The 12,906-nt window shown below is 49.3% G+C and carries 9 protein-coding genes; 3 read left to right on the plus strand and 6 right to left on the minus strand.

The genetic code is table 11. From position 1 onward, the window contains the following. Positions 1 to 136: 136 nt before the first annotated feature. The 3 genes from NST07_RS09405 to NST07_RS09415 all read left to right on the plus strand — a co-directional run bounded on the left by NST07_RS09405 (position 137) and on the right by NST07_RS09415 (position 3,707). Positions 137 to 1,054: an ABC transporter ATP-binding protein gene (locus tag NST07_RS09405; RefSeq protein WP_341091294.1), complete on the plus strand. Its 918-nt coding sequence runs from the start codon at positions 137 to 139 to the stop codon at positions 1,052 to 1,054. Continuing rightward, entirely contained in the window at positions 1,038 to 1,745 is a 708-nt protein-coding gene (locus NST07_RS09410) for an ABC transporter permease (protein WP_341091295.1), read from the plus strand. Before NST07_RS09405 ends, NST07_RS09410 begins: the two co-directional genes overlap by 17 nt. Positions 1,746 to 2,027: 282 nt before the next feature. Beyond that, positions 2,028 to 3,707 (plus strand): ATP-binding protein, encoded by a 1,680-nt coding sequence (locus tag NST07_RS09415; protein ID WP_341091296.1) that lies wholly within the window; start codon positions 2,028 to 2,030, stop codon positions 3,705 to 3,707. Positions 3,708 to 3,915: 208 nt separating this feature from the next. Here NST07_RS09415 and NST07_RS09420 read toward each other — a convergent pair whose 3' ends face one another. The 6 genes from NST07_RS09420 to NST07_RS09445 all read right to left on the minus strand — a co-directional run bounded on the left by NST07_RS09420 (position 3,916) and on the right by NST07_RS09445 (position 12,437). After that, positions 3,916 to 4,761: a DegV family protein gene (locus NST07_RS09420; RefSeq protein ID WP_341091297.1), complete on the minus strand. Its 846-nt coding sequence runs from the start codon at positions 4,759 to 4,761 to the stop codon at positions 3,916 to 3,918. A gap of 202 nt (positions 4,762 to 4,963) precedes the next feature. Continuing rightward, entirely contained in the window at positions 4,964 to 5,824 is an 861-nt protein-coding gene (locus NST07_RS09425; protein ID WP_341091298.1) for an AraC family transcriptional regulator, read from the minus strand. 100 nt (positions 5,825 to 5,924) lie between these two features. After that, entirely contained in the window at positions 5,925 to 7,613 is a 1,689-nt protein-coding gene (locus NST07_RS09430) for an alpha-glucosidase (protein ID WP_341091299.1), read from the minus strand. A gap of 317 nt (positions 7,614 to 7,930) precedes the next feature. Beyond that, a complete protein-coding gene (locus tag NST07_RS09435) occupies positions 7,931 to 10,249 on the minus strand; it encodes a glycoside hydrolase family 65 protein (RefSeq protein ID WP_341091300.1) in 2,319 nt (772 codons plus the stop codon). A gap of 294 nt (positions 10,250 to 10,543) precedes the next feature. Next, complete coding sequence (gene pgmB, locus NST07_RS09440; protein ID WP_341091301.1) at positions 10,544 to 11,206, minus strand: beta-phosphoglucomutase; 663 nt, start codon at positions 11,204 to 11,206, stop codon at positions 10,544 to 10,546. A gap of 193 nt (positions 11,207 to 11,399) precedes the next feature. Beyond that, positions 11,400 to 12,437, minus strand: a complete 1,038-nt coding sequence (locus tag NST07_RS09445) for a LacI family DNA-binding transcriptional regulator (RefSeq protein WP_341091303.1) — start codon at positions 12,435 to 12,437, stop codon at positions 11,400 to 11,402. Between the last annotated feature and the right edge of the window lie 469 nt (positions 12,438 to 12,906).

The following is a 12,906-nucleotide window of genomic DNA, read 5'->3' on the forward strand; positions in this document are numbered from 1 at the left end:
ACTGGTCCGGCGGCTTAACCTGCGCTTACAGCTGCAGCTTAAGATTTTCGTAAGAATCAGGTAATAAAAAAGAAAATTCCGCTGTGTACAATAAGAACCAGGAAGACAAACGAAGAAGCCAAAGGGGATAACGGAAATGACCACCATACTGCGTACTTGGGATTTAACCAAAGAGTATCAAGGCAAAGAGGCTGTCAAAGGCGTGAATATGAATATCAAGCAAGGCGAAATCTACGGGTTCCTGGGACCAAACGGTGCGGGCAAAACCACGGTGATGAAAATGATCACCAATCTGGTGAAGCCGACGGCGGGAGAGATTGAATTTTTTGGCGAGTTCATGACAAACCGTTCCTATGAAATGCTGAAACGTATGGGCTGCATTATTGAATATCCGGTATTCTACGACAAGCTGACCGCGAGAGAAAATCTCCAGCTGCACGGGGAGTATATGGGTTACTACGATGCCAAGGCCATGGAAGAAGCGCTGGAGCTGGTGAAGCTGAAGGGTGTGGACAAAAAGCCGGTCAAGCAGTTTTCCCTGGGGATGAAACAGCGGCTGGGCATTGCCCGGGCAGTCATGACGAAACCGGAGCTGCTCATTCTGGATGAGCCGATCAACGGGCTGGACCCCATGGGCATCAAGGAACTGCGTGAGGTGTTCCGCATGCTGAGCCGCGAATACGGAATGACGCTGCTGATCTCCAGCCATATTCTGGGTGAAGTTGAACAGGTCGCCGACACCATCGGCATGATCCGTGACGGAATTCTGCTGGAGGAAGTGGCGATGGATACGATACGCAGCCAGAACACGCAATACATCGAACTGATTACCGGAGAGAGCAGCAAAGTGGTGTATGTTCTGGAGCACAAGCTGGGACTCACCAACTTCAAGGTACTCGACCCGCGGACGATCCGCATTTATGATGCTGTACAGCAGCTTGAACTGAATAAAGCAATGGTAGAAGCGGGTGTGGAGCTGGAAAGCCTGAGTAAAAAGAATCATTCGCTGGAAGATCATTTTGTGGAACTGATGGGGGGTGAGGGCATTGCTTAAGCTGATACAACTGGAAATCCGTAAAAACAAACTGGCAGGCATGCTCAAAGGCGTTGCAATCGCCAACCTCGCAATTTTTGCTTTTATGCTGCTGCTTACTTACGTTGATGCTGAAGGCGGAGGTGGTGGCGGGGAATTTAATTCATATGCAGAGATGTTTTCCGGCCTGTATGTTTTGGTCAAGGCGACCTTTGTGGTGTTTGCTTCAGTTGTGCTGAGCAAGCTGGTTATTGAAGAGTATAAGAACAATACCATCACTTTGCTCTTTATGTATCCTATCTCCCGTAAAAAGCTCTTAGGTGCCAAAATTATCATTGTGTTCCTCTTTACACTACTCAGTATTTTTGTATCGGATGTTCTGATTAGCGCTCTTCTGATCGGACTTAACTCTTTCACCCATGCGATTCCGGGACAGCTGGATTTAGCTGTGATTCCTGGAGAGATGATCCAGATAGGGGCAGATGCGGTATATGCGGCAGGGATTGGACTAATTCCTCTATATATCGGAATGCGCAAAAAATCCGTACCAGCTACCATAGTTACTGCAGTATTGCTTGTCAGCATGATTGCCTCCAATCTTAGTGAGTTCCAGCCGGGCTATCTGGTAGGGCTCTCCATCTTCCTCAGTCTGCTTGGCGTAGTCATTGCTTATCTGTCGATCCGGAATATTGAACAGAAGGATATTGCGTAAAGGTAATCGGAAGTACAGCTTTGAGTGTTTTCATTTCCTAAGTTCCTCTGCGGTGAGGTTAAGGATGGTCCAACCATTCTTACTCATCTGCCGGAGGGACTTTTTTGCTGTAAAACCGCTTGGCATCAATGTTTTGATGGCGACCAACTGCGGTTTTTTTGCTATAATAGTTTATAATTCAGCAATTTTCGAGCGGAGTACAAATTAAAGTTACATATACAGTTTATCCGCAGTTTATGAATAGAAGGGGATACATGATTGAAGCAGCAGAGGAGGTGGGCTATGACTAAACAATGGTCTTTTATTCTGGATCGGGTACTTTCGGAAGAAGGTGCTTATAAGGCGTTATACGATCATCACCCCGACCTGATCATTGTGCTGGACAGGCAGGGAAACTATGTGGACAGCAACCGTGCCTTTGAAGTTGCTGCTGGCACAGATCCGGAACTTCACGAGCCACTGTCTGGTTTCCGGCCACAGCCTCCCGGAGAAGAGCATTTTGCTGCAGCGCTTGGAGGCATCGGCTCCGGCTTTGAACTGGAGGCGGATGAGAGCCGCGGAAGCAGCCCGGCTGCGGTTACGTATGTGCCGGTAAAAGCTGAAGAAGGTATCGCAGGTGTATTCGCTATTATCCGATATGACCAGAGCCGTGTTCTGCCTCTTCTGCTTCAGGAATGGTTCGGCAGGCTCCTGACCGGGGATTTTTCTCCTATGGAATACACGGATGGGTGGATACCTGGGTGTGAAGAGGAGCTTATAGAACTGGCTATGGTGGAGGAGCAGCAGAAGGCAGAGCTGGTGCTGGAGATGTCGGAGGACAGGCATCTTAGCCTGATATTCAACTCGATTGCAGCCGGAATCTTCGGGCTCGACACGTTGGGCCGGACCTTCTTTATCAACCGCGAGGGAGCAGATATGCTGGGGTATAAGCCCTACGAGCTGAAGGGGCTTCCTTTGATGGATGTGATTCATCACATCCGTGGAGACGGGTCAAGGTACCAGCAGCATGAATGTCCGATCTGGCAGACCCTGCAGGATGGTGTCACCCGCAGTAGAGGGGATGAAATCTTCTGGCGGAAGGACGGCACCAGCTTTTTTGTCAGCTACCGGATTGCGCCGCTTCTGCATAAAGGAATCATCTGCGGTGTAGTGGGCTCTTTCAGTGATATAACTAATGAACGGGAGATTCTCCGGGCCAAGGAATCGGCAGAGCAGGCGGCTCAGGCTAAGTCCGATTTCCTGGCGATGATGAGCCATGAGATCCGTACCCCGATGAACGGAATGATCGGCATGGCCGACCTGCTGCTGGAAACAGAGCTGGAAGAGGAGCAGCGCGGCTACGCCGAGATTCTGCGCAGCAGCAGCTACAGTCTGCTGCAAATTCTAAATGACATTCTCGATTTCAGTAAAATGGAAGCCGGCAAAATGCCGCTGCTGTCGGAGAAATTTGATCTGCGCGAAATGCTGGAGAGCATTATAGATTTATTCACCCCCAAAGCTGAAGAGAAAAATCTGGCGCTGCGCTGGTGGGCGGATACAAGCGTTCCGGCCATTGTGAAGACCGATCCCAGCCGCCTGCGCCAAATCATCGTCAACTTGGTCGGTAATGCGCTTAAATTCACGGAACGTGGAAGCGTAACCTTGTCGGTGAAGAACATTCCGCTGCCGGGTTCACCGGAATATCTGCTGGAATTTTCTGTCCGTGATACAGGAGTGGGAATTGCCGACAGCAAGCTGAATCTGCTCTTTCAATCCTTCTCGCAGCTGCATCCGTTCATTAACCGCAAATATGGCGGAACGGGACTGGGACTGGCCATCTGCAAGCAGCTCGTAGAGCTGATGGGCGGAACGATTTTTGTGGAGAGTGAAGAAGAACGGGGCTCGACCTTCCGCTTTATGCTGCCATTCGTCCATGAAGAAGCTGAATCAGAAGCAGAAGCGGGAATCACACCTTACCTGTGAACAAACCTTCTTTGTATTGAATGTTCGAACTGAATTAAACATAGGCATATCAAAAACCAGCAAGCTCCGGTTATCGGGGCATTGCTGGTTTTTTTGAAAATATAAGAATTTATATGCTTCGCGCTATAAATTATCCTTCTATTTCCCGCTGAAACGGATACCGTCCTTTTGAGGACGGCGAAGCCGTTTCCACATGGCTGTTCAATAGTTAGTGCATATACATGAGGCCAACAGTAGCGGGTCCGCAGTGGCTGCCAATGACACAGCCGGCATGAATAACGGCAATCTCTTCAACATCGGTCTGTTCACGCAGCGCCGCCACCAAAAAGTTGGCATCCTCTTCACCCAGTGTGTGGGCCACGATGAGCAGCTCCTTATCCATTTCCCCGGCATTGGCAAGGGCATGCTGGAGCATCTGTTCCACAGCTTTTTCTTTCTTGCCGCGAACTTTGCTCACTGGTACAATCGCACCGTCAATCAGGCGCAGTACAGGCCGGATCTTCAACAGGCTGCCGATAAAATTCTGCATACCTGAGCAACGTCCCCCCATATATAAGTAATCCAGTGTATCCACAACAAACTCTGCCTCCACCCGGTCACGGCATTGCTTCAGCATAGCGGCAATTTCCCTGCTGCTGTGGCCTTTGGCTGCGGCACGTGCCGCTTTCATCACTAGGAGCGCAATCCCTCCGCATAACGTCTGGGAGTCGACCACTTGAACGCGTCCTTCAGGAAATTCCCCTGCAGCCAGCAGGGCATTCTGATATGTAGAGGATAAAGAAGAGGAAAGACTGATATAGACGACGTCTCCTCCGCTGCTGATGACCGGCCCAAAGGCGGCCATGAAGTCGGCGGGCGAAGGTGCAGCGGTCTTCGGCAGTGCTCCATTTGCGGCGACACGACGATACACTTCCTCAGGTGTAATGTCTACACCATCCTTGTAGGTACCGTCTTGAAATACTACATACAGCGGGACGATGCCAATATCATACGTTTCCTTCCAGCCTTGCGGCAAATCGGAAGTACTGTCTGAAAAGATTTTTACGATAGACATGAAATTCTCCTTCACCGAATCTCGGATGACAATATGACATAATAGAATAAGCCATATAATCTGTTTATTATACCAAGCTATTGCCAATTCTCAAAATGAAAATTAATAGAGAAGGAGCTGGGAAATATACCAATCTCTTTACAAGGTTGCTTCCGGCAAGGTTTAAACAAAAAGGACTACCCTAATCGGGTAGCCCAGTTGCTTATTTCTTCATCACCGGAATCCATACTTCACAGACATAATCCTCTGCATCCGGGTCGCCTGGTGGATAAAGCTCGAATTCCGGACCACCTGCATGCTCATAGCCGGTACCCGGGAACCACTCCTGGAAAATCCGCTGCCACACATTTTGAATCGCATGCGGCATGGGGCCGACTGAGGTGAATACGGCCCAGCTTGCAGCTGGAACCACCGCGGTTTCATAGCCTTGGGAATCCGTCTCCGGAGTACCTTCCACTCCGATCCAGTAGGACAGCAGCTCTTTCTCCATGTCCATACTCATACAGATGCCGAGCCAATCTTTGCCTGTGCCGATGTCAATCAGCTTATCCGAAGTGCCGTCCGCATTGCATTCATTCCAAAACTCAGGGATTCTGCGGAAATTCTCTCCCTCCCTGGTCGTAACCTCCATTGATTTGCCGATGACGGTAAATGCGTCTTTCTCCACGATTCTGTATTCCATTTCCTGATCTCCCTTCAATGATAGATGGAAGGAGAGGCGGGGGAATGCTTTGAGCTGTACACCCGGTTCACGCGCGGCAGAGGGGGTGAGTCCATGCGCTTTGCGGAACGCTTTGGCGAAGGCTTCCGGGGAGTCATATCCATATTTCAGCGCTACATCCAGCACCCTGACTTTGGAAATGGCCAGCTCCTGGGCGGCCAAAGTCAATCTGCGTTTACGGATATAGTCTGCCACCGTTACCCCTGTCAGCATGCCGAACATGCGCTGGAAATGAAAAGGGGAGACATGAGCCACCTTAGCCACTTCTTCTATGCGCAGGGGTTCGGTCATCTTGCTCTCCATATAATCCAAGGCATTTTTCATTCGGATCAGCCATTCCACGTTTGCCATCTCCCTTTTGCATTTATACTATCATGAGCCAGTCAACCAAGCCTGTTATTCTCTGCTCATTAATGACAGGTTAACACAAATCGGGTGTATGCTATAGACGAATTTGATAGACCCGGGCTTCATAAGGCCGCAAGGTTGCAAGGCTGGCAGCATCCGGCTCTCCCGGATAATTGCCGATAATGAGGCTGGTTACAGCCGCCAGCTCAGCAGGGAGATCAACCGGCTGCGGGTCAGCGCTGAAATTCAGCAGAATAAGCCACTGTTCATCGTCTAATGTCCGGGTATAGGCATAAATGTATTCATGCTCCGTCAGCAGCAGCTTATATTCGCCGTAAGCCATAATCTGATGTTCTTTACGCAAGCTAATCAGCTTCTGGTAATAATAAAACACGGAATCCGGATCAGCCAGTGCCTGCTCTACATTGATATCCTGGTAGTTCGGGTTAAGCTTCAGCCATGGCGCGCCTTGGGTGAAACCTGCATTTGCGGAGGCATCCCACTGCATTGGAGTACGGGCATTGTCCCGGCCTTTCGTGTGAATGGCCTGTAGAATCGTCTCATGCTCCGCGCCGCCTTCCGTGACCTTTTCCCGGTACATATTCAGGATCTCGATATCCTTATAGTCTTCCAGCACAGGGAATTTCACATTCGTCATGCCGATTTCTTCGCCTTGATAGATGTAGGGCGTGCCTTTCAGCGTATGCAGCAGTGTAGCCAGCATTTTGGCCGACAGAACACGGTATTCACCATCATTACCGAACCGGGAGACCATCCGCGGCTGGTCATGGTTATTCAGGTACAGGCTGTTCCAGCCGCGTTCGGCTAAGCCAACCTGCCATTTATGCAGAATGTCGCGCAAGCCTTTGAGGCTCCAAGGGGTGACATCCCATTTGCCGCCGGGACCGGAGTCCACATCCATATGTTCAAATTGGAACACCATCTGCAGCTCCTGCCGGTCTTCGGCTGTATACAGAATCGCATCCTCAACACTGGCCCCCGGAGTTTCACCAACTGTCATCACCTCATATTTGGAGAGGACCTCACGGTTCATTTCCTGCAAATATTCATGGACCCGCGGGCCGTTCATAAAATATTCGCCGCCACCGGCCAGCTCTCCCGGAGCCAGTCCCTCTCTGTGAGCGGAAGGCAGGCCTTCCACCTTGGAGATCATATTAATGACGTCCATCCGTAAGCCATCGACGCCTTTGTCGAGCCAGAACGCGATCATTTTGTAGAGGGCTTCGCGAAGCTGCGGATTCTCCCAGTTGAGATCCGGCTGCTTGCGCGAGAACAGGTGAAGATAATATTCTCCGGTAGCTTCATCCAGCTCCCAGGCCGGACCGCTGAAGACGGAGCTCCAATTGTTGGGCCGTTCGCCATTCGGTCCGCCTGGCCGCCAAATATAATAATCGCGGTAAGGATTGTCCAGGGAGGAACGGGATTCGGCAAACCATGCGTGTTCATCCGAGGAATGGTTGATCACAAGGTCCATCATCAGCTTGATGCCGCGTTCATGCAGTCCGGCCAGAAGCTCCTCCCAGTCCTTCAAAGTGCCGAACTCATCCATAATATCCTCGTAATCGCTAATGTCATAACCATTGTCGTCGTTGGGGGATTTATAGACCGGGGACAGCCAGACGACATCGACGCCAAGCTTCTGCAAATAATCGAGGCGGGAGATAATCCCTTGCAGATCCCCGATTCCGTCTCCGTTGCTGTCCTGGAAGCTGCGAGGGTAGATTTGATAGACTACGGCTTCTTTCCAAAAGGCTCTTTTCATTCTAAACGACTCCTTTGAGTGATTTTATAATGAAACCATAATGAATAATAAAAGATATAGGATGAACTTAAAAAAATCTTAGTGGGCAGCAGTAACGGAGGGGAAGTTTGGAACTGTAGGAGCGATAGCGTCCGCCTTTATGTTTGGATTTCATCCGCAAATTTTGCGGCAACATTCAAGAAATCCAAACATAACAGCGGCCGGAATTCCAAACATTCACCGGAGATACGGCGTAAGCCCATTCTGCAGATTTTTGAGTTTAACCTATAAAAACAACCCCGAAGGAGATTGAAGCCTCCGGGGCCAATTAGCCGGAATTATGCCGTGACGGTGGAGCCTTCAGCAGTGACGCTGCTGAGTCCGTTCACAGTATACTCCTTGCCGTGAATCGTGATGGACGCCGGAATATCGGTTTCATTGACAACCGTAACCTGTACATCGGTAACAATGACTTTAAGCCGTGAGCCGCGGAACATGATCTTGAAGGAATACGAAGTCCAGTGTCCCGGGTTGGAAGGCTTAAGGATCAAGCGGTCTTCCTGAACGCGCAGTCCGCCGAAGCCATGTACAATCGACATCCAGGTTCCCGCCATGCTTGTAGTATGGCAGCCGTCTTCCGTGTCATTGTTGTAATTGTCGAGATCCAGTCTCGAAGTCCGCAGGTACATTTCATAAGCCTTATCCTTATACCCCAGCTCACAGGCAAGAATTGCATGGATACATGGGGAGAGGGAGGATTCATGCACGGTAATCGGCTCGTAGAAGTCGAAATTCCGTTTCTTGGTGTCCAGATCGTAACGGTCGCCAAGGAAATATAAACCTTGCAGCACGTCGGCCTGTTTAATGAAACAAGAACGCAGAATGCGGTCCCAGGACCATTTTTGATTCAGCGGCAGATTCTCTGGCAGAACATCCTTCACCTGAATGATCTCTTTATCGAGGAAGCCGTCCTGCTGCAGGAAGATGCCGCGTTCTTCATCGGCCGGATAGTACATTTTGGCGATGATTTCATTCCATTGTGTGGTTTCGCTGTCCAGCAGCTCCAGCTTATCGGCAAGCTCAGCGTACCGGGAAGCCTCGTTCTCCTGCAGATATGCCAATGCTTCCAGCGTGTATTCCATCGTCCAGGCAGCAATCCGGTTTGTATACCAGTTGTTGTTGACGTTATTCTCATATTCATTGGGGCCGGTTACGCCGAGCATCACATATTTGTCCTTGTGTGCCACGTAGTGAACGCGTTCTTCCCAGAAGCGGGAGATTTCCACAAGCACTTCAAGACCATATTGGCCGAGATAAGCTTTGTCCCCGGTGTAATTAACGTAGTTGTAAATCGCATAGGCAATCGCGCCGTTACGGTGAATTTCTTCGAATGTGATTTCCCACTCATTGTGGCATTCTTCACCGTTCATCGTAACCATCGGATATAGCGCACCTTTTTTATAACCGAGCTTAAGCGCATTTTCTTTGGCTTTTTCCAGATGCTTGTAACGGTAAATCAGCAGGTTGCGGGCGATTGAGGAATCCGCTGTACTTAAGTAGAACGGCACACAGTAAGCTTCTGTATCCCAATAGGTGCTGCCGCCGTATTTTTCCCCGGTAAAACCTTTTGGTCCGATGTTCAGACGGTCATCTTCACCGGTGTAGGTCTGGTTAAGCTGGAAAATGTTAAAGCGGATCGCCTGCTGTGCCGACACATCACCCTCAATGATAATGTCGCTTTCCTTCCATTTATCACCCCACGCAGTAGCCTGTTCGGTCAAAAGTGCGACGAATCCGGCTTCCTGGGCGCTTTGCAGGGCCGTCTGCGCAGCATCAACCAGTTGTCCCAGGCCGTAATTACGGGAAGTGACATTGGCAGCATATTTATAGATGACAACCTGATCGCCGGTTTGCACGGGGAGAGTTACCGTACTGCCCACATATTTCTCCTCTTCGGTGACTTCAGCTTCTGCAGTAAGCTTTTCGCCATTGACCAGAATATCAAAGGTAAATGCCGAGGTGACGTGAAAATCAAGTTTTTTCGTCTTCAGGGTGAGGTATCCGCCGTCCGGCTCGCCTTTCTTCTCCACTTCGTTCCAGAATTTCTCGTCATAGTTGGCATCCTTGTTCTTGATGTCGCCGTCAAGGTAAGGGGTAACGGTAAGCTTTCCGGCAAAATTCACCGGAATGATCGAGTAGCGGATCGCACCGATCTCATGGCGGGCCATACTGACGATACGGATACTTTCCACCTTAACTTCCTTGCCGTCCTCAAGAGTGGCGGTGAAGCTGCGGGAAAGTGTGCCTTCCTTCATGTTGAGCACCCGGCGGAACTCAGTAACGGTGCAGGTAGCCAAATCCAGCGGTGTGCCGTCGATGTCGATGTTAATGCCAATCCAGTTGGTGCTGTTCAGCACTTTGGCAAAATACTCCGGATAGCCGTTTTTCCACCAGCCGACCCGGGTTTTGTCCGGATAATACACACCGGCCATGTAGCTGCCTTGCAGGCTGTGTCCGCTGTATTGCTCTTCAAAGTTGGCTCTTCCGCCCATATATCCGTTTCCGATGCTAAATACGCTCTCAGAAATTTCTTGGGTCTGGGGATCGAAGGATTCTTCAATGATTGACCATTCATCAATTTTTAAATATTGCTTCATTATTACCGGCTCCTTTTTAGGTGGGGATGTTATAAATGGAACTATGAGTTCGACTATACAGGTTACGTGCTGGCTGCCCCTCAGGCGAATGGATGTTACGATCGCTGTTGTCCCCGGATGCTCGGAAATGGGGTTATTGGGCAAACATCCGGGGACAAAGACGAACGCAGGTCTTCTTTGAAGATCCGTCCGCCTTCACTGCTGCTCAGCGTAACTTTGTTCTCACATATAGTTCAGGTAAATAGAGTAGGGTAAAAGAAAATTCACAGGGTTTCTGATAGGTATTAATGTTCGTCAAACCGTTGCAAAAGATTCCCGCAATTCCGCTAGCGCGATCTGCTGGAGAGAAGGCACAACGATGTTCGCTGCCCCCAGTGTTGCAGGAGAACCGATGCCTACGCTGCGCATACCGGCGCGGGTGGCAGCTAGGATTCCGGCCTCGGCGTCCTCAAAAACCACGCAGTGCTCAGGGGATACGGCGAGTGCCTGAGCCCCCAGCAGGAACACTTCAGGATCAGGTTTGGCCGCGCTGGTATGGGTGCCGTCGATGATCGCATCGAAATACGGTGTCAGACCGGTGTTATTCAAGATGGTCATCGCGTTTTTGCTGGCGGAGCCAAGGGCGACTTTGATGCCGGCTTCCCGGCATTCCTTCAGAAAGCCCAAGGCACCGGGCAGAATCTCCGAGCTGTCCATCTTGGCGATGTATTCGACATAACGGTTGTTTTTTTGCTCGGCCAGCCGGGCTTTTTCTGCCTCGTCCAGTGAAAGTCCGCCGATTTCCAGCAGGATGTCCAGGGATGCGGAGCGGCTTACGCCTTTAAGGCGTTCGTTATCCTGTTCAGTGAATTCAAATCCAAGGTTTTCCGCGAGTTCTCTCCAGGCGATAAAATGATATTTGGCAGTGTCGACAATTACACCGTCCAAATCGAACAGGCAGGCTTTAATTTCTGACATGTTAATCCTCCTAAAAGTTTTGTAAGCACAGCTTCCTTAAATCGACTTCGTACAAAACTCACTTCGAAAGCATAAACTTAAGTTTTGTAAGCTATTTTGACGGATATATTGTGTTTTATAAGTAGCGCAAACGTTTGAACAAAGTTCGAAAAAATAAATGAAGCATTTTTGCTTCATTTATTCTTGTACTAGGTCATTTCTTCCCTGGAGCATACATAGACGACTCTCTGACGATCAAGCGGTGGGGAATGACGAAACGGTTCGTATATCCGGCCTGATTACCCGGCTTCTGGATGCTTTGAATCAGCACTTGGGAGGCCGTATAGCCAAGATGATAAATTCCGATGTCAATGCTGCTGATCGGCGGGCTGGACAGTTCCGATAGCGGAATGTTGTTAAAGCTGACAATCGCCAAATCTTCCGGAACCTTGTATTTCAGTTCATTCAGTCCTCGCAATACTCCGAAAGAGACCATATCATCCACTGCAACAAGTGCCGTTGGACGGTTCGGAAGATTCATGAAGAATGACATCGCCCTATATCCGCTATCCTGCAGAAACTCGCCCTCTACAATCCACTCTTCACGCATCTCCAGGCCACTGCCCAGCATGGCTTTGCGGTATCCTTCGAGGCGGTCGCGTGAAACGATGAGGTTCGGCGGTCCGCTGACAAAACCAATACGTTCATGGCCCATGGAGATTAGGTGGTTTGTAGCGTCGTAAGCGGCCATGACATTATCATTATCCACGGATAAAATATCCTCATAGCGGTCGCTTCGCCCAACAAGCACGAAGGGGTAGCCGCCTGATTCCAGAAAATCAATAACCGCATCATCTTTGCGTGAATACAACAGAATAACGCCATCTACACGGCGGCCCTTCAGCAGGCGGGAAACAGCTTCAAGCTCTTCCTTTTCGTTTGCTCCGGAGCTAATCAGCACATCATAACCGGATCGGCTCGATTGAGTCACAATCCCGCGGATTAATTCCATAAAAAACAGATTGGAGAACAGTTCTTCAGCTGGTTTCGGTAAGATGATGCAAATGCTGTTAGTGGTCTTCGAAACGAGGCTTTTAGCCATCATATTCGGAGTGTAGCCCATTTCCTCCATAATCACTTTGACCTTGCGGGAAGTTTCTAGGCTGATTCTGGGATGACCTGACAACACCCGGGATACAGTGGAGGGAGAAACTCCCGCTTTCTTAGCCACGTCCTTGATGGTAACTGTCATAGAAACCTCCTCATGGAACCGTTTGCTTTACAAAGTAATATTAATCGAAGTGCTGTAAATTGTAAATAGACAAAGTCTTTCTAGAGGTCCTTCAGAGCTGATTTGGGAATAAGGACTAGAACCTTCGCTTATAATTTGCACATTTCCACAAATGAAATGGGAAAATATAAGAAATATTTGTATTTTGATGTAAAATGCTGCGGGTAAGCTGAAATCTAAAGTCATACAATGCGCAAACGGTTTTCCTTTAAAACTCTTACGTTACATATGTTTATTTTATTGATGATGCAAATCTGTGCAAAAAATGGCATTACTGCAGGCCCATTAGTATGAACTCTCAGTCCCGGCTGACGGGTGGTTTAGTAATTTATTTTTTGGGTTGACAACAAGTTGAGACTAAGATTAGTATGTTAAACAAGGTATAAAAGCGCTTACAAGCGCTTATTTTGTGCAACATATCTGCTGCACA

The organism is Paenibacillus sp. FSL L8-0340 (assembly GCF_038593145.1).
In the GTDB taxonomy this organism is placed as follows: Bacteria; Bacillota; Bacilli; order Paenibacillales; family Paenibacillaceae; genus Paenibacillus_AQ.

Coding starts and splice junctions, on each gene's coding strand:
- NST07_RS09430 (WP_341091299.1), bottom strand. CDS start 7,613: ATGAAAAGAGCCTTTTGGAAAGAAGCCGTAGTCTATCAAATCTACCCT.
- NST07_RS09405 (WP_341091294.1), top strand. CDS start 137: ATGACCACCATACTGCGTACTTGGGATTTAACCAAAGAGTATCAAGGC.
- pgmB (WP_341091301.1), bottom strand. CDS start 11,206: ATGTCAGAAATTAAAGCCTGCCTGTTCGATTTGGACGGTGTAATTGTC.
- NST07_RS09420 (WP_341091297.1), bottom strand. CDS start 4,761: ATGTCTATCGTAAAAATCTTTTCAGACAGTACTTCCGATTTGCCGCAA.
- NST07_RS09415 (WP_341091296.1), top strand. CDS start 2,028: ATGACTAAACAATGGTCTTTTATTCTGGATCGGGTACTTTCGGAAGAA.
- NST07_RS09445 (WP_341091303.1), bottom strand. CDS start 12,437: ATGACAGTTACCATCAAGGACGTGGCTAAGAAAGCGGGAGTTTCTCCC.
- NST07_RS09435 (WP_341091300.1), bottom strand. CDS start 10,249: ATGAAGCAATATTTAAAAATTGATGAATGGTCAATCATTGAAGAATCC.